Below are 17,446 nucleotides of genomic sequence, written 5' to 3'. Positions count from 1 at the left end.
GAAGCTCAGGCTGCGCCTGATCGGCCAGCCCGGGCTTCAGGGCTCGGCCCCAGAATACATCCTTGAAGCGCTGCGCGCGATCGGCGTCGAGGTCGAGCTCCGCAACATCACGCTTCAGGAGACCGCCTCGGTGATGAGCGGGCCCGATTGGGAAATCGGCGTCTTCCCCTTCGGCCCGCCGATGCCGAGCGCCAATACCGTCGTCCCCTTCGTGAGCGGCAAGGGCTCGAACCACGGCACGATCGAGAATGCCCGCTTCGCGGCGGCACAGGCCGCGGCGCTCGCCTCCTCCCCCGACAGCCCCGAACGCTGCGCCCGCTGGAGCGAGGCACAGCTCTCGCTGCTCGAGAACATGAACATCCTGCCGCTGTTTGGCGGCGTGAACACCTTCTTCTCGCGCAAGGGCGTCCGCTTCACCATCGGCGGACCGTTCGTGATGGATATCCGCTCGATCCGCGTCGGCAAGTGAGCGCAGCATGATGACGCGCGGCCGACCGCTCTCCAGGTTCCTGCTCGGGAAGGCCGCGCAGATCGCCGCGATCCTTTTTGCCCTCGTGCTCCTGACCTTCCTGATGGTGAAGATGATCCCCGGCGATGCAGCCAGCCGCATCGCCGGGCCGGACGCCGACGCCGCCTATCTCAGCCAGCTGCGCAGCGAACTCGGGCTGGACCAGCCCTTCGCCGTGCAGCTCTGGAACTATGTGGCGGGGGTAGCGCGCGGGGATTTCGGCGTCTCGCTCGCCACCCGCCAGCCGGTGATCGAGCTCATCCGCGATCGCCTGCCCTATACCGCCGCGCTTGCCGGGCTCGCGCTCGCCTTCGTCGTGGTGGTCGGCTTCAGCTTCGGGCTGGCGGTCGCCATCGCGACGCGCGACGACCGCCTGCCCTGGCTCGACCATGGCTTCACGATCGTGACCGGTACGCTGGGCGCGATCCCGGAACTGCTGGCCGGCATCTTCCTCGGCTATGTCTTCGCCGTCTCGCTCGGCTGGCTTCCGATCTCGGGCGCCGCCGGCCCCGGCTCGGTCATCCTGCCCGCGCTCGCGATCGGCCTGCGGCCGGCGCTGAATCTCGCCCGCGTCGTGCGGGTCGAGGCGCGGCGGACACTGCGGGCCGATTTCATCCGCACCGCCCGCAGCAAGCGGCTGCCCGCCTGGCGCATCTATCTGCGCCATCTCGCGCCCAATGTGGTCACGGCGGCGCTGACCATTGCCGGACTGGTCTTTCCCTTCCTGATCGGCGGCGCCGTGATCGTCGAGAACATCTTCGCCTGGCCGGGCCTGGGCACCGCCATCGTGCGGGCGGTCGTGACCGCGGATTACCCCGTCGTCCAGGCGATCGTCGTGCTGCTCGGCCTGCTCGTCCTCGTCACCAACATGATCGTCGACGTGCTTCTCGCCATCGCCGACCCGCGCAGCACGGTCCGCACATGACCGGACGGCTCAACCTCGCATCCCTGCTGGCCGGTATCGGGGCCATCCTCCTGCTCGCGACCGCGCTCGTCGCCCCGGCGCTGTTTGCCGACGTCGTCAGCCGGATGGATGTCGCGGCCGCCGGAACGGGCCCCTCATCCGAACACTGGTTCGGCACCGACGATCTCGGGCGCGACGTCTTCGCCCGCACGCTGGCGGCAACGCAGCTCTCGCTCGGCCTGGCGCTGGCGGCAACGGCCATCCGCGTCGTGCTGGGCGTCGCGATCGGCATGTGGCTGTCGCTATCGGGCAGCCTCGCCCGGTCGATCGGCACGCGGATCATCGACACCGCCCTGTCCTTCCCCGCGATCCTGATTGCGATCGTGATCACCACGATCGTCGGCCCGAGTATCGAGGGCGCCGTGCTCGGCGTCGGCCTCGCCGGCGTGCCGACCTATGCGCGGCTCGGCTACACCATGTCCTCGGCCATCGTCGGGCGGGACTATGTCGCCGCCGCAAAAGCACTCGGCCTCGGCCGCATCGCGATCCTCTGCCGCCATGTCCTGCCGAATATCGCCGACACACTCGCCGTCAGCACCGCGACCTCGCTTGGGCTGGCGATCGTCGAGATCGCGTCGCTGAGCTTCCTCGGCCTCGGCGTCAACCCGCCGGCCTTCGACTGGGGCCGCATGCTGATCGAGGGCGCCGAAGCCATCTACGTCAACCCTGCCGCCGCGCTCGGACCGGCGGCGGCGATCGCCCTGTCCGGCCTGATCTTCAGCTATCTCGGCGAGGCGAGCGCGCTTTGGATCCAGCCCATGCGCAGCCGCTCCCTGGTGTCCGGCAGCGGCATCGACAGCGCGGCTGGCGCGATCGCACCGCTGCGGCTCGCTGGCGGGGAGGATACGGTTCTGCTGGCCGAGAATCTGAGCGTCGCCTTTCCGACCGAGGGCTCCCAGACGATCGCGGCGGTTCGCAATGTAGGCTTGAGCATCGGGCGTGGCGAGACTGTCGGGCTCGTCGGGGAATCCGGCAGCGGCAAGACGCTGACCGCCATGGCGCTGGCCGGGCTCACCGGCTATCCGGCCCGGGTCTCCTCCGACCGGATGCTCTTCACCGGCGAGGATCTGACGGCGATGAGCGGGGCTCTGCGCGAGCGTCTGCTCGGCACCGGGCTCGCCGTCGTCTTCCAGGATCCGAGCACCTCGCTGAATCCGGCTTTGCGCATTCGCGAGCAGATGACGGAAGCCGTGCGCCATCATCGCGGCCTGTCTGAAGAGGAGGCCAGCGCGCTCGCGCTGGAACAGCTCGCGCTCGTCGGCATCACCGAGCCCGGCCGGCGGCTCGACCAGTATCCGCACGAATTCTCCGGCGGCATGCGGCAACGGGCGATGATCGCCATGGGGCTGATGATGCGCCCGTCCCTGATCGTGGCGGACGAACCCACGACCGCGCTCGACGTCACGGTCCAGGCCCAGATCCTCGCACTGCTGCGCGAGGCCAATGGCCGGGACGGCACCGCGATCCTGATGATCTCGCATGATCTGGCGGTGATCTCGCAGGTCTGCGACCGCGTGCTGGTGATGTATGGCGGCCGCATCGTCGAGAGCGGCCCGGTCGAGCAGGTCATCGGCGATCCCGCCCACCCCTATACGCGGGCCCTGATTGGCGCGATTCCCGACCTCGACACGCCGCGCGGACAACGCCTGGTCGAAATCCCGGGCCAGCCGCCGGTGATCGGCGCCTTCCCGCGCGGCTGCTCCTTCCAGGAGCGCTGCCCCGCCCGCCACGGCGCCTGCGCCGTCTCGGAACCGCCCCAGACGGAGATCGGATCAGGCCGCGTCGTCGCCTGCTGGCTGCATGCCGCGCCCGATGCCGAGCCCGACGCCAAGTCCGAGACCAAGTCCGATACCAAGTCAGAGGCTGTAGCATGACCGGCCTGTCCGCGACCGATATCCGCGTGCGCTTCGGGGCGATGCTGGCGCTCGACGGCGTCAGCATCGCGATCCCGCCCGGCGGCACGCTTGGGCTCGTCGGCGAGTCCGGCTCCGGCAAGTCGACGCTGGGGCGCGCGCTCCTGCGCCTCCACGATCTCACTGGGGGCCGGATCATGCTGGACGGCGAAGACGTGACGCGCGCGGCAGGGGCTCGCCTGAAGGCTTATCGCCGTCAGGTCCAGATCGTCTTCCAGGACCCGTCCGCCTCGCTCGATCCGCGCATGACCATCGCACGCGCGGTCGAACAGGGCATGCGGCTGCKCGGCGAGCGCGACCCGAATGCACTGGGGCGCCTGCTCGACACGGTTGGCCTCTCCCGCACCGTCGCCTCGCGCCTGCCGCATGAATTATCCGGCGGCCAGCGCCAGCGCGTMGCGATCGCCCGTGCGCTCGCGGTGCGCCCATCGATCATCGTGCTCGACGAGGTCACCTCCGCGCTCGACGTCTCGGTCCAGGCGCTCGTGCTCAATCTGCTGCGCGATCTGCAGGCGGAACTGCGCCTGTCCTATCTGTTCATCTCGCACAACATGGCGGCCGTCAGGGCCATGAGCGACGAGGTCGCCGTGATGTATCGCGGCAAGCTCGTCGAACAGGGCCATGCCGACAGCTTCTTCGCCGCGCCCTCGCACCCCTATTCGCGCAGCCTCCTCGAGGCCGTGCCGCGTCTCCGACACATGCGCGAGCCCCCCGCCTCCGCCCCCGGCCCTTTCGGCCCGGGCTGAAAATCGTTGCGCGTCCGCGTCTCCAGGCTTCCCGAGGATACCKATCATGTCTGCCGAAATCAGCTTTCCCGCCCGCCTCGCAGAGCTTGCAGCCGAGGCGCCGGACATCGTGGCGATCACCTTCGTCGATCGTGACGGGCAGGAGACGGACGTGACCCGGCGCGACCTGCATCTGCGCGCCACGCGCCTCGCCCGCGTGCTGGCGCAGCGCGGGGTCGGCCCGGACACCATGGTCGTGACCGGCATCCCCAACAGCATCGAGCACATCGCCATCGCGATTGCCGCCTGGCGCTGCGGCGCCTGCACGGTGGCCCAGAGCGCCCGTGCGCCCGAGCGCGAATTCGCCGAGACGCTGAAGCTTCTCGACGCAAGGTTCGTGATCGCCGACCGCGCGGGAGCCGACATGAGCCATACCGAGATCCGCGCCGTCAGCCTGGACGACAGCCGCGACGCGGAGCCGGTGCCGGACCGGGTCGCTCATCCCGGCAAGGCGACCGCCTCGGGCGGTTCGACCGGCCGCCCAAAAATCATCGTCTATCCCCACCCTTGGGTCCGCGTGCCCGGCGAGATCGGCGATATCAGCCATATCGGCTTCCGCTCCGGGCAGATCCAGTTGGTCTGCGGCCCGCTCTACCACAACGCACCCTTCACCTGGGCCCATTTCGGCCTGTTCGAAGGCCATCGGCTGATCCTGATGGAGCGCTTCGATGCCGCGCGCGTGGTCGATCTGATCGAGCACCATCGCTGCAGCTTCATGTTCTTCGCGCCGACGATGATGCAGCGCATCATCCGGCTGCCGGAGATCCAGTCGCGCGATCTCTCCAGCATCGGCTCGATCTTCATCACCGCGGCGATCTGCCCGGTCTGGCTGAAGCAGGCCTGGGTCGACCTGATCGGCGCTGAGAAACTGCAGGAATCCTACGGCAGCAGCGAAGCCGTCGGCTACGCGCATATTTCCGGGCCGGAATGGCTGAGCCATCGCGGCAGCGTCGGGCGGGCCGGCGATGGCGACCTCAAGATCCTGGACGCCGAATTCAACGAGGTCCCGACCGGGGAGATCGGCGAGATCTTCTTTCGCCCGACCCATTATCCCCGGCCGACCTATGCCTATATCGGCTCGCCACCGGCCAAGACGACGCCGAACGGCTATACCAGCGTCGGCGACATGGGCCATGTCGATGCCGAGGGCTTCCTCTACATCGCCGACCGGCGCACCGACCTGATCATCAGTGGCGGCGTCAATGTCTATCCCGCCGAGGTCGAGGCCGTGCTGACCGAGCATGCCGCCGTCGGCGACGCCGCCGTGGTCGGCCTGCCCGACGCGGACTGGGGTCGGCGTGTCCACGCGATCGTGGAACCGGTCGACCCGTCCGGCACGATCGCGCTCGACGAACTCTACGCCTGGATGCGCGAGCGCCTGTCGGCTGCGAAGATCCCCAAGACGATCGAGTTCACCTCCGCCTTGCCGCGCGACCAGTCCGGCAAGATCCGCCGCAGTGCCCTGATCGCGGCCCGTACCCCCGAAGGATTGAGCCAGTGACGATGCGTCCCGTCTACATCGCCGGCGCAGCGGAAACGCCGTTGGGCGAGGTCCACGACCATAACGAACTCTCGATGATCGCGCTGGCCGCGGCTGAGGCCCTGGCGGAAGCCGGAATGTCGATCCGCGACGTCGATGGCCTCTTCGTCAACTATATGGGCGAGGAAGGCTCGGTCCAGGTCGGGGAATATCTCGGCATCCAGCCGCGCTACGCCGATTCCACCGATTTCGGCGGCGCGGCCTTCGAAGCCCATGTCCACAAGGCGATCGCGGCCATCAATGCCGGGTTCTGCGAGGTGGCCCTGATCACCTATGCCTCGCGCCAGCGCAGTCGCCGCGCCCGCCATCGCGAGCCGCCTGCCGGCGGCATGGGCGTGCCGATGCTGCAGCAGCTCGAGGTTCCGACCGGGTTGCCGGCACCGATCGGGCGCTACGCCCTCTATGCGGCAAGGCACATGCACCTGTTCGGCACCACGCGCGAGCAGATGGCGGAAGTCGCCGTCGCCTCCCGGATGTGGGCGATGCGCAACCCCAAGGCCTGGAGCCGCAAGCCGCTGAGCATCGACCAGGTTCTGTCCTCGGCGCCGATCTGCGATCCGCTGACCCGTCTCGACTGCTGCCTCGTCACGGATGGCGGCGGGGCGATCGTGGTCACCACCGCCGAGCGCGCCCGCGACGCCGCCAAGAAGGCCGTGCGGGTCATCGGCGCAGCGCAGAGCCAGAACCACTGGCTGGTCTCACAGATGCCGGATCTCGACCGGGAGGGCATGCCGGGGCGGCGCTGCGGGCCGGAGGCCTTCGCCATGGCCGGCATCCGGCCGGTCGATGTCGACGTCTTCCAGCCCTATGATTCCTTCACGATCAGCGTGCTGATCGCGCTCGAGGACCTCGGCTTCTGCAAGCTCGGAGAAGGCGGCGCCTTCGCGCAATCGGGCGCATTGCGCCCCGGCGGCTCCCTGCCCTCGATGACCTCGGGCGGCGGGCTCTCCTACAATCATCCCGGTGCGCTCGGCCTGATGTTGCTGATCGAGGCGGTCCGCCAGCTGCGAGGCGAGGCCGGCGAACGCCAGGTGCCCGGCGCGCGCATCGGCGTGGCCCACGGCACCGGCGGCTTCCTGTCAACTGCGAGCACGGTGGTTCTGGCCAATGACTGATCACGCCTTCAAGGTCGAGGACCCCTTTCTCTGGCCGTTCTGGGATGCTGCCAGCGAGAGGCGCCTCTCGGTCCAGCGCTGCCGCGGCTGCAGCCAGCATCAATTCTACCCGCGGCCGTTCTGCCTGTCCTGCGAGGGCCGCGAGCTCGACTGGGTCGATGTCGCTGGCGCGGGAGAAGTCTATTCGATCACCACCGTGCGGATCCCGGTCTCCGATCTCCTGCCGCCGCCCTATCAGGTCGCGCTGGTGACGCTCGATGCCGGGCCGCGCCTCCTCGCGGGCATCGATGGCCCCGACTGCAGCATCGGTGACCGGGTCAGTCTGGTCTGGCGCGAGCGCGAGGACGCGCCGCCCTTCCCCGCCTTCGAGAGGGTCGCCCCATGAGGCTGCGCGACCGCGTCGCCATCGTCACCGGGGCCGGGCGCGGACTGGGGCGGGCGCATGCGCTGGCGCTGGCCGCGCAGGGCGCCGCGGTGATCGTCAATGATCGTGGGGCTGCGCTCGACGGCGCCGGCCGTGACGCCGGCCCGGCCGAGGATGTCGTCGCAACCATCCGCGGGCTCGGCGGGCAGGCCGTCGCCAGCGGACATGACGTTGCCGACTGGGACGAGGCGGCGGCACTGGTCGCCTTCGCCGTGACKAGCTTCGGCCGCCTCGACGTGCTCGTGAACAATGCCGGCATCCTGCGCGACCGCACGCTCGCCAACATGTCGGAGGCCGAGTGGGACGCCGTCATCCGCGTTCATCTCAAGGGCCACGCCGCGCCGGCGCGCCATGCCCTCGCCTATTGGCGCGAGCGCCATAAGCGCGGCGAAGCGGTCTCCGCCAGCGTCGTCCATACCAGCTCCGCCTCCGCCTTCGCCGGCAATGTCGGGCAGGCGAACTATGCCAGCGCCAAGCTTGCCGTCGTCGCCCTGTCCTCCACGATTGCGCTGGAGGGCGCCCGCTACGGCGTCCGCTCCAACGTCGTCTCGCCTTCGGCGCGCACGCGCATCAGCGAGGCCACGATCGAGGATGCGCCCGCCGATGGCAGCTTCGACGTGATGGCGCCCGACAATGTCTCTCCCCTCATCGCCTGGCTGGCGGAAGCCGCCTGCCCGGCCAACGCGCAGGTCTTCCACCTGATCGGGCGGGAGGTCCTGCTGATGGACATCGCGGCGGTGGCGCAACGCGTGCGCGCGCCGCGCCGCTGGTCGCCGGAGACCCTCGACGCGGCGCTGCGCGGACGGATGCTGCCGCCGCGCGACATCAACATCTTCCTGAAGGAGCAATTGCTGTGAACGAACCCTCACAATCCCCTCTCGTCGCCGTGATCGGGGCCGGCATCATGGGCACCGGCATCGCCCAGTCGCTCGCGCTCGCCGGCTGTCGCGTGCGCCTGAACGATATCGCAGAGCAGCGCCTGCAGGCCTCGCTCGACAGGATCGAGCACGGTCGCTTCGGCCTGCGCCGCGGGGTCGAGCGCGGCAAGCTGACCGCCCAGGCGGCCGACGAAGCGCTCGCGCGCATCACCACGACGGTGTCGCTGGAGGAAGCCTGCGCCGGGATCGACCTCGCCGTCGAGGCCGTGCCGGAAGACCTGACCTTGAAATGCGAGGTCTTCCGCCGGCTCGACCTGGCCGCGCCGCCCGTCGCCATCCTGACCTCKAACGCGGCGGGACTGCCGATCACGGCGCTCGCCTGGGCGACCGGCCGGCCCGAGCGCGTGCTGGGCTGGCACTGGGCCCAGCCGGTGGCGGTGATCCGGCTGGCGGAGCTCGTCGCCCATCCCCGCACGGCGCAGGATGCGCTCGACTATGTCAGCGCACTGGCGCGCCGCTGCGGCAAGAACCCGATCGTCGTCAAGGACCAGCCCGATAGCTGGGGCTATGTCGCCAACCGGATCAACCGCGCCGTCCGCATCGAGGCGCGGCGCGTGGTCGAGGAAGGCGTCGCCTCGGAAGACCAGGTCGACGAAATCATGCGCGACTGCTTCCGGTGGCCGATGGGACCGTTCGAGATGCAGAGGCCCGGCTCGATGTGAGCTGAAGCCGCCCTGCGCCAGGTCTGGCCGCCTCTATGCAGGCGGCCACGTGGCCCTCGCGACTGGCCGGAGCCCGATCCCGGTGCCTGGCCGAGCGATCGGCGGGTTGCAAGGAAGGGCGATGTTCAGGTGTGGGGGGTGTCGGACCGGAAGATATCAGCCTTGCGCGGCGTGGCGGTGGGCCGTTCGATCGATAGGGTCACGTCCGGCGCCTCATGCCCCATATGCAGATCAACGAGGCTGGCATTCAGCGCTCTGTCAGCTGCGGTCTGGCGATAATTGAAACGCAGATAATCGTGCCAGGTGGGCGTGTGGAACGACTCGGTCCAGACGGCGGTATCGCGCAGATTGCGCGTCAGAATCCATCTCCGGGCGCCGTTGCGCCCTTGGGCGCGCCGGCGCTGCAGCATCAGGGCGAGAAAGTTCTCAATCTGATCGGCGGCGATCCGATACTCGATCCTGACGGCAATCGGACCGCTTCGCGGCTTCAGATCGAGGTTGATGGCGGGCGCCTCGAAGGTCTCGTGCGTCGAAACATCAGAATCCTTGCGCTGATGGATGGGCAGGAGCAACCCGAGAACGGCGACGCCAAGAGAGGCTGCGCTCGATGCCTGCAAGGCAAAACTCAAGGAATAGCTCTCGGTGACCATCCCCCAAAGCCAGCTCCCGGCGGCGAGCCCGAGTGAGGTGAGCGCGTAATAGAGCGAAATCGTCCGGCCGACGACCCAACGGGGGCTCGCCCATTGCACGCTGATGCTCAGGCCCGACCAGCCCAGGACCCATCCGGCGCCGCCGAGCATGAGGGCAACCGCCGCGACAGCCGGGGTTTTCGTCAGCGAAAGACTGATCGTGCATGTCGCGCAAGCGATGCAAGCCAGCTTCAGGAGCTGTTCGTCCGACAGCTTTCGCCTGAGCGCTGTCGAGGTCAGGCCCGCCAGCAGCGCTCCTGCGCCGAAGCCGGCCATCAGGGTGCCATAGGCGACGGCTCCCTGTTTGAGCTGATCACGGACCACCAACGGGAGTAGTGCGAGAATGGCGATGCCCGCGAGCCCGAACAGAAAGCCGCGGGCGAGCGCCGTCTTGATCTCCGAAGACAGCGACGTGAAGCGAATGCCGTCGGAGATCGCCGTCAGCATCGCTTCGGGTGGCAGTCTCGAGGTTGGGACTTTCCACCGGGAGCGCCAGACCACGATCAGCGGCGCGAGATGGCCAAGGGTGTACAGGCAAAACGCCGTCAAGGGGCCGAAGGACGCGAGAATGATGCCCCCGAGGGCCGGCCCCACGCTGCGCACCGTGTTGAACCCGACGGAGGTCAGCGTAACGGCCGCTGCGAGATCCTTTCGATCGACGATATCGCCCACGGACGCTTGCCAGGCCGGGTCGTTGAAGGCGATGCCGCAGCCCGCGAGGAAGCTGAAGAACAGGATGATCCAGGGGTTGATCATGCCAAAAGCGACGAGGATCGTCAGCGCAGCGGCGGTCACGGCCATCAAGGACCGCGCCGCCAGCATCACCTTGCGCCGATTGAAATTGTMGACGATGGCCCCGGCGAAAATCGACAGAATGAAAGCGGGCAGGTTCGTCGCGGCCTGAACCAAGGCAACCATGACGCTGGACGGCGTGATGGTTGCCATCAGCCAGCTCATCGCGATGGTCTGGATGAGCCATCCCATCCCCGAGATCAGCCCGGCGAGCCAGATCGCCCGGAATGTCAGGTTGTTGAGAGGCGCAAACGGCCCAGTGCCTGCCGCAGGCTTCTGCACATCCATGACCCGGCTCTTTTCCGACGTCTGCTTCTGGGCGCCGGCGTTGATTCCGAGCGTAATTCCTGACTCTTACGTCACGATGCCTGTTTGCAAAGCGCCAAGAACGCAGGTTGCACCATCGTCCAGCGACGGATGCCGGCCGTGCGGCGTCACGATCCCGGCCGTCGCAACACGCCGGAAGCCGACGCTGGCCCATCGTTGCACCCGTCGCGTCGGTGCGTCATCCGCCGGCGGCGCTGTCCCGGAAGGTCTGAACCGCCTCGGCGGCAAGGGTGTTGATGGATTTGGAGCCATCGCTCATCAGGCGAACGATGATGCCACCAAGTTTCGCTTTCGCAGCATCGGCCTCGTCGCCGATGAGGCGGTTGTCGCGGCTGACGGCATCCCAGGCACGCGCCTGGATCGACTCGGCAACCAGCATCTCCTTCGAATTAAGGACACCGGGGAAGCGGACATTAACAGTCGACATCGGCAGGTCTCGATCGCTCCAAGAAGACGCCCGTACGGTCGGGGGCGCACGAGCAGATCGATTCCGACGCGGACGAACTGCACGGGCGTACCAGCCTGGGCGGCAACCAAACGCTCAATCGGGCAAAGAGTTCCGGCGGCGCGAGTGGAAAAGCGTTCGCCTCTTCACCGCGTCATGYGAAGCGAGCCACCACCCGCTTCAACCGAGCCTGACAGGCTCGCCTMCTGACCAGAAAGGCGGGCAACGACCCGCTCGCGCGAGTACAGCGTGACATTGCCTCCTGAGAAACTCYAGAGGTTGACGGTCTCAAGCGGAGATCCCGCACAACCACTCACGGAGGCCTTGTAGAGGTCGATGGAGGACGTGGTGGAGAGTTGAATTCTGCAGGCCTTTCCGCTGGCATCCACAGCTCGCCAGGCCCCGGCGTAGGCTGATGGGCTGGATGCAGGTGGAATCGCCTGCGAGGCAGAGGGCTGGTTTGTCGCAAGTCTTCGCGCAGGCTGCGGTCGCTCTTCGATCACCTCTCCCTCCCGGGCAAGCTCGCCGTCCTCATAAGGCTCCGGCGCGAAATCAGGACCCGAGGCAACAGGGTCTGGTGGTGGTCCAACCACGACGCGTCCGGCGGGAGGTGCGACATCGGTCTGGAAGGAATCCATGCCGCCGTTATCGAAATAGGGTTCCGTGTCGACACCGTCATAGGGCGGCGCATCCCAAGGCGCGGGGTAAACAGGTGCCGGGCCATAGACGCTGCGTGGCCCCCAGGGGCCGGTCGAGTAGCTGGTCGGGTAGCCAACCGAATTGCAGGCTGTCAGGAGGACTGAGGATGCGGCAATCATGATGCGTCGCAGCGTCATCGAATACCTCGCTGGAAATCCGGTCCCTGACGGCAGGGCAGCGCTTGTTGGGGCTTTGACTTGATTTGCGACGATGCTGAACGGCGCACCGCCGCGTGAGGCGACGAAACAGGAGGGCGACCAAAGACTACCGCGGTTATGGCGATCACGCATCCCGGGTCGCAAGCGAGTGCCCTTGTCGCTACAGTTCGATCCATGACGAAGCAGGCCGCGAGGGCAACAATGTCGCGCAGTGTCTCAAGGTCCCTGACCGGCCTTGCCGTCGCTGTCGTGGCCGCCATCTCATGTCCGGCCGCATCCCGGGGGCAGGAACCGTCTCTGGCCGGCCAGATGAAGAGCCTGATTGCCATCCTGCGGGCCACCGCGTTCCGGCCCGAATGGAAGCTCCATCCTGACGAGTACGCGGCGAACGGCATCTCGCAGTTCTTCCCGACCGATCCGACGGCCGAATATTCGTGCCTGGAAAGTGGATGCTACGCGTTCGGCTCGATCGAAGCCCCTTTCAATCTCGCGATCATCCATGGGCCCGATGGATCRCTCTCGGCGAATTTTATCCTGAAGGAAACCGATCCCGCCAAAATGAACAGGGCCGACCGCTATCAGATCACACCGCTTTCCTACCTTGGCACAGCGTGCTTCTCGGTCGCCGCTGCCAATTATCTTCATAAATCAAAGCTGTATTTGGATCCCGATACGCTCTCGAAAGAGGTGGACTCTATTTTTATTGAAATGGAAAACAAGAATAATACTCAGGATTTCCAGCGCGGGATCATCGGCGGGTTAAAGTTATCGTTCCCCAAATATCGCGTAACGCTTGATCTTGCCAGCGAGATGCCAAATGTAAGTTGCGCGATCCTCTATGATGCCGAGGGTGGCATCAGCGAACTCGATTCAGTGGCAAACGAACTCGCKGGCCCCAACGCTGCACGGTAGTGCCAGTGCGGAAACGCGGCCCCTTCGAACCGTCGCCCCCCCGCGCGAGCTTGGCGATCGCGATGCCATCGCGTGGATGACGAAGGGTGATCGAACGACGTCAGGCAACGTCGATCTGCTTGACCAGCCTTACGCCGGCGCTGTGAACCACTTGCAGGGGGGATTCCATTCCTGCCGCTTTCAGCTTGGAGCGCAGGCGCGCCAGGAACGCGTCGAAACGCCGGCTTTCGGGATCGATCCGGGCGTGGCCGAACAGACCCATGATCAGATCCCGCGAAACCGTTTCGTCCGGTCGCGCCGCCAGATGCTCGAGCAGGATCACCTCCCGAACCGAAAGCTTCACCGATCTGGTGTCCGGCGAGCGCAGCGTTTGAGTGTGCCGATTGAGCCGCCAGGCCGCACCTTCGGGCGCCTCGATCGCACCCGCCCCTCGACCGCTTTCGGCTTCGACCGGCCCGCGGCGCATGCGTCGACCAAGATTGAGAATGGCCAAGGCTAGTTCCTCGGTGTCGACCGGCTTGGTGAGATAGAGATCGGCTCCTTCGGCATAGCCGCGCACGCGATCATCGCGACCGGTGCGCGCCGTCAACAGAATGATCCCCATCTCCCGCCGTGCGGCCATGTCCCTGGCCAACTCGAATCCGCTKACGTCCGGCAGGTTGACGTCCAGGACCGCGATGTCATAGCGCTCCTGCAGCAACGCCTTGTAGAACGCGATGCCGGACGGCGCCTCCGTGACATGCATGTTTCGCAGCCGTAGATAGTCGGCGAGGCTCTGACGGAGATCGTGGTCGTCCTCCACGAGAATGATTTTGAAATCGCGCGAGATCTCCTGTGTAGCGCCTTTCGGGCCGGCCACCGCGTCCACCATCATCCTGTGCATCCACCCCATCGCGACGAGATTCCGTTGACGCCGGCCCCGACAATCCTGCCCGCGACTGATGATGGAGCGGCGACGCGTTCCGGCATGGCCTCGGTCGCAGCCCTGCCGCCGCGGGACGGCCGTCCCCGCCTGTGGCTCGCCGTGCTGGCGGCGATGCTCGTACTCGGCATCGCATATCTAACCCAGGCGGAACCTCCGCCCCGACCTGCGCCCTTGCCCTCGCTGAACGGCACGATTTCCGTCCTGTCCGATCCCGCTTCGTCACTGTCGCTGGCGGAGATCCTCGATTCGGCCAAGCAGGCTGAGTTTCGGACTATCCAGGGGGCGCATGTCAACTTCGGCTTCACCCGGACCCCCGTCTGGATTCGGATGGAACTGCCCGGCCGGGTAACCAAACAGGCCATCCTTTCCCTGGCGCCAAACTTCCTCGATTACGTCGATATCTACACCGCCGCGCCGGATGCCCCCCTTTCGATCGAGCGGTTCACCCGGCACGAGATGGGGGATCGCCGTCCCCTGCCGCGGGACGGCCTTTCGGCGCTCGACTATGCCATTCGGCTCGATCTGGCCGAGGGTGCGACGACGCGGGTGTTCATCCGCGTCCGGAACGGTAATTCGGCGACCTATCTGCATCTGCGCCTGACATCAGCCGAAGACTACGCCGCCGGGGCCGCCCTGGATGCGAGTCTTTACGGTGCCTGGCTGGGTGGGATGGGCGTGCTGTTGGTGACCCAGCTCGTCTTCTTCTATTTCGACAGGAAGGCGCAATACCCGCTTCTGGCGGCCAGCACGCTTGGCATCATGCTGATTTACATGGGCAATCTCGGCTATAGCAGGGTCTATCTCTTTCCCGAGAATGGTGCCGCCAACGATGCCTTTCTCGGCTTCAATGCCTGGGCGGGCCTGACCGCCAGCGCAATCGCCTATATGCGCATCCTTGACCTGCGCAACCGGGCTCCGCTGTTGCACCGCCTCTATCAGGGAAGCGCAGCCGCCGGGCTCGTGGGCGTAGGCTTCGCCTTCGCCGGCCTGAACATGATCTTCGGCCCGATCGGAACGGTGCTGGGGATCGTCATGGCCTGCGTGAACATGGTGCAGGGCCTGAGGCAGTGGAGCGACGAAGGGGCCGCGAGCCGTCTCAGGGGCGCGGCGTTCTCGGCGCTGTGCGTCGGCGCCTTCCTGACGATGGCGCAGCGTCTCGGGGTTGCCTGGCTGCCGCATTGGGCCATCCACAGTTATGGCATTGCCGGCCTGTTTCTCACGGTCCTGCTGACGGGAGCCCTCGCGGTTCGGCTGCGGGATGCCGAAGCGCTGACCCTCCGGATGAAGGACGAGGCGCTGCGGCATGCGCAGCTTGCCGAGAACATCGCGGCGGGGTTGGTCGAGGAGAGAACGCGCGAACTCGTCGATGCCAGGCGCATCGCCGAAGACGCCCTGCATCTCGAAAAGCAGTCCCAGCTCCAGCAGGTCCGCTTTCTCGAAGTGGTGTCACATCAGTACCGGACGCCGCTCGCCGCCATTCGCTCGAGCATCGACAGCATCGGGCTCGCCTTGCAGCCCGATGACGGCGCCAACCAGGGCCGGATCGAGCGCATCCGCAGAGCGATCGCGCGGCTCGTCGAAATGCTGGAGATCAATCTCGCCCGCAGCCGGGTGCAGGGACCGTCCTTCCGCCCCCGGATCGCCCACGTCAATGCCGGCGCCCTCGTCGTCGCCGCCCACCAGCGCGCCTGCGATCTTCTCAGCGGCCCGACGATCAAACTGCTGATCGAGCCTCGGGCTGCGCAGGCGACGATCGTGGCCGATGAGGGCATGATGGAGCTCGTCATCATCAATCTGCTGGAAAATGCCGTCAAATTCACCGCGCTGAAAGGCAGCGAGCCGATCGCGCTCGCCTTGGGCCTGGCGGGAGAAGAGATCACCATCACCGTTACGGATCGCGGCTGCGGCATCCCGGCCTCCGAGCTTCCCGGGGCCTTCGTCCTCGGGGTGCGCGGGCGGTATTCGCAGGCCGTCGAGGGATCCGGCCTCGGCCTCTTTCTCGTGAAGAAGATCGTCACCGCCCATGACGGCCGGGTTTCGATCGAGAGCAGCGAAGGCGAAGGCACGACGGTGCGGGTCGCGCTGCCGACAGCGCCCTGACCGGGGCCTTTCCCGGAGAAGCCCGTGGCTGTGGCGTCGAAAGCCGATCCGCCGCGCGAGATCCGCTCCATGGGCGTGCCAAAATAGACACATCCTTTGCTCGTCTTCGAAAAACAACGCCCGGGCAAAGCAAGTCGTTACATCGCGTTACATCCCGGAAAAAGCGTTACAATTTCAGGTATTGCTTGCGCTCGACGTCCGTACCAACGTCAGCTGTACATGGAACCGCCCGGAGCTGGTGCGGCAGCGCCGTCCGACCGCGCCAGTTCGAAAGTGGGACGGAGCCTCGCGCAACKGCATGCGCGTTGCGCTTCCTTTTGCCCTGCTTCTTTCGGGCTGTTCGGCACCCTGCCCTGCCACCCATGCGGTGCAAGGCGTCGATTTCGGCAAGTAGCCGGAGTCTATTTCTAGGTTCAATTAAATATATAAATATCGATACTTCGTATATCGGCGTATCGGTTCATCGCGATGCGAGATGAATTAACATTTGTTAAAGTAATTTACTCCACAAACTCGCTCCGACAACCGAATATCATTCCATCAGAGTGACGCGGGAGATTCACATGCATAGCCAAAATTACGGATTCACCGACGAGGTTCGGTTGAAATCCTTCCAGAACATGATCATCAGCACCCATGGCGACGCGGCCGAATCGGCCCGCTTCAACAGCGAGGTCGACACCCCGCAAGCGCTGGTCGTCTATGCCGCGGCGCGGGGCGTGGATATCAGCGAGAGCGAAGCGCAGACGGTGTTCGAGGCCGCACAGGATTTCGTCGTGACCCAGACCGCGGCAGCCGGCGGCGAGGTTCGTCTGGATGACGCCGTGCTGGGCACCGTGAATGGCGGCGTGAGCTGGGCGGCGGTCGGCGGCACGATCTGTGGGATTGCCGGCGCTGTCGCCGGTGTCGCCATCGCCGTCGCCACTGCGCCCGTCAGCATCGCGCTGGGAACGGTCGCCGGCACCGCGGCGCTCATCGGCACGGCCGTCGTGGGTGGARCCGGAACGGCCTTTTCCGGAGCTGTCACCGGCGCGCTGGCAGGCGGTGCCTCGCAACTGATCCACGACAAGATCACCGGCTGAGGCGAAGCCCGCCCTCTCCCCCGATCGAGCCGATACAGGAAACCAAGATGAGMATCTCCCAGGAACATCCGTCCTTCGGACGCTACATGGCCGCCGTGCTGCAGGACGAGGCCAAGCTGAAGCAGTTCGCCGAGACCGTGACCGGCCCCGAGAGCCTGCGCTCCTTCGCCGCCGAGCGCGGCCATGCGCTGTCCGCCGAGGAGGCCGAGCAGGTCTACGCCAAGGCCGGCGCGCTGCTGGAGGCCTCGTCGGGCCCCAGCCCGATGAGCGACGAATTGCTCGCGGACGTCAATGGCGGCATCAGCCTGGCAGCCATCGGTGCCACGATCGGCGGCATCGGCGCCGCTGCCTCGCTGACGCTCGCGGTCGGCTGCGTCATGGCCGCCCCGTTCACCGGAGGTGCGAGCTTGGCCGGCGCGGCCGCGGCGATCGCCGGCCTGAGCGGCACCGCCGCGGCCACGGTCGGCG

The 17,446-nt window shown here is 66.6% G+C and carries 17 protein-coding genes; 13 read left to right on the top strand and 4 right to left on the bottom strand.

What is annotated here, in order from left to right:
- From AC1DJT_RS21260 to AC1DJT_RS21220, 9 genes are all read left to right on the top strand, one after another.
- The coding region (locus AC1DJT_RS21260; RefSeq protein ID WP_476834812.1) for a hypothetical protein at positions 1-469 on the top strand (469 nt) is incomplete at its 5' end.
- Between the two features lie 7 nt (positions 470-476).
- Positions 477-1,433: an ABC transporter permease gene (locus AC1DJT_RS21255; protein ID WP_476768679.1), complete on the top strand. Its 957-nt coding sequence runs from the start codon at positions 477-479 to the stop codon at positions 1,431-1,433.
- Positions 1,430-3,346, top strand: coding sequence for a dipeptide/oligopeptide/nickel ABC transporter permease/ATP-binding protein (locus tag AC1DJT_RS21250; protein WP_476834811.1), 1,917 nt, complete (start codon positions 1,430-1,432; stop codon positions 3,344-3,346). The genes AC1DJT_RS21255 and AC1DJT_RS21250 overlap by 4 nt, the downstream gene beginning before the upstream one ends.
- Positions 3,343-4,131 (top strand): ATP-binding cassette domain-containing protein, encoded by a 789-nt coding sequence (locus AC1DJT_RS21245; RefSeq protein WP_476834810.1) that lies wholly within the window; start codon positions 3,343-3,345, stop codon positions 4,129-4,131. Before AC1DJT_RS21250 ends, AC1DJT_RS21245 begins: the two co-directional genes overlap by 4 nt.
- A gap of 46 nt (positions 4,132-4,177) precedes the next feature.
- Positions 4,178-5,671: an AMP-binding protein gene (locus tag AC1DJT_RS21240; RefSeq protein ID WP_476768681.1), complete on the top strand. Its 1,494-nt coding sequence runs from the start codon at positions 4,178-4,180 to the stop codon at positions 5,669-5,671.
- Between the two features lie 2 nt (positions 5,672-5,673).
- A complete protein-coding gene (locus tag AC1DJT_RS21235) occupies positions 5,674-6,825 on the top strand; it encodes an acetyl-CoA acetyltransferase (protein WP_476768702.1) in 1,152 nt (383 codons plus the stop codon).
- Positions 6,818-7,210 (top strand): Zn-ribbon domain-containing OB-fold protein, encoded by a 393-nt coding sequence (locus tag AC1DJT_RS21230; RefSeq protein WP_476768682.1) that lies wholly within the window; start codon positions 6,818-6,820, stop codon positions 7,208-7,210. Before AC1DJT_RS21235 ends, AC1DJT_RS21230 begins: the two co-directional genes overlap by 8 nt.
- Positions 7,207-8,106, top strand: a complete 900-nt coding sequence (locus AC1DJT_RS21225) for an SDR family NAD(P)-dependent oxidoreductase (protein WP_476768683.1) — start codon at positions 7,207-7,209, stop codon at positions 8,104-8,106. The genes AC1DJT_RS21230 and AC1DJT_RS21225 overlap by 4 nt, the downstream gene beginning before the upstream one ends.
- The gene (locus AC1DJT_RS21220) at positions 8,103-8,849 is read left to right on the top strand and encodes a 3-hydroxyacyl-CoA dehydrogenase family protein (RefSeq protein ID WP_476768684.1); all 747 of its coding nucleotides are present in this window, start codon (positions 8,103-8,105) and stop codon (positions 8,847-8,849) included. Before AC1DJT_RS21225 ends, AC1DJT_RS21220 begins: the two co-directional genes overlap by 4 nt.
- 125 nt (positions 8,850-8,974) lie before the next feature.
- On the opposite strand, the gene AC1DJT_RS21215 is transcribed toward AC1DJT_RS21220, so the two are convergent.
- From AC1DJT_RS21215 to AC1DJT_RS21205, 3 genes are all read right to left on the bottom strand, one after another.
- A complete protein-coding gene (locus tag AC1DJT_RS21215) occupies positions 8,975-10,618 on the bottom strand; it encodes an MFS transporter (RefSeq protein WP_476834809.1) in 1,644 nt (547 codons plus the stop codon).
- Positions 10,619-10,835: 217 nt separating this feature from the next.
- The gene (locus AC1DJT_RS21210) at positions 10,836-11,084 is read right to left on the bottom strand and encodes a hypothetical protein (protein WP_441507147.1); all 249 of its coding nucleotides are present in this window, start codon (positions 11,082-11,084) and stop codon (positions 10,836-10,838) included.
- Between the two features lie 164 nt (positions 11,085-11,248).
- A complete protein-coding gene (locus tag AC1DJT_RS21205) occupies positions 11,249-11,938 on the bottom strand; it encodes a hypothetical protein (protein ID WP_476834808.1) in 690 nt (229 codons plus the stop codon).
- A gap of 195 nt (positions 11,939-12,133) precedes the next feature.
- Here AC1DJT_RS21205 and AC1DJT_RS21200 point away from each other — a divergent pair, with 195 nt between their 5' ends.
- Positions 12,134-12,871 (top strand): hypothetical protein, encoded by a 738-nt coding sequence (locus AC1DJT_RS21200; protein ID WP_476768687.1) that lies wholly within the window; start codon positions 12,134-12,136, stop codon positions 12,869-12,871.
- A 100-nt stretch (positions 12,872-12,971) separates the two neighbouring features.
- Here the strand turns inward: AC1DJT_RS21200 and AC1DJT_RS21195 are convergent, their stop codons facing one another.
- A complete protein-coding gene (locus tag AC1DJT_RS21195; protein ID WP_476768688.1) occupies positions 12,972-13,745 on the bottom strand; it encodes a response regulator transcription factor in 774 nt (257 codons plus the stop codon).
- A gap of 33 nt (positions 13,746-13,778) precedes the next feature.
- On the opposite strand from AC1DJT_RS21195, the gene AC1DJT_RS21190 reads away from it, so the two are divergent.
- The 3 genes from AC1DJT_RS21190 to AC1DJT_RS21180 all read left to right on the top strand — a co-directional run.
- A complete protein-coding gene (locus AC1DJT_RS21190; RefSeq protein WP_476834807.1) occupies positions 13,779-15,896 on the top strand; it encodes a sensor histidine kinase in 2,118 nt (705 codons plus the stop codon).
- Positions 15,897-16,459: 563 nt separating this feature from the next.
- Positions 16,460-16,978 carry a hypothetical protein gene (locus AC1DJT_RS21185; RefSeq protein ID WP_476834806.1) on the top strand — a complete coding sequence of 173 codons (519 nt, stop codon included), beginning with the start codon at positions 16,460-16,462 and terminating at the stop codon, positions 16,976-16,978.
- A 47-nt stretch (positions 16,979-17,025) separates the two neighbouring features.
- On the top strand, positions 17,026-17,446 hold a 421-nt coding region (locus AC1DJT_RS21180; RefSeq protein ID WP_476834805.1), incomplete at its 3' end, for a hypothetical protein.

This window comes from Allobosea sp. 05T422_2 (genome assembly GCF_056396265.1).
This window is presented reverse-complemented; position numbering and strand designations above follow the sequence as displayed.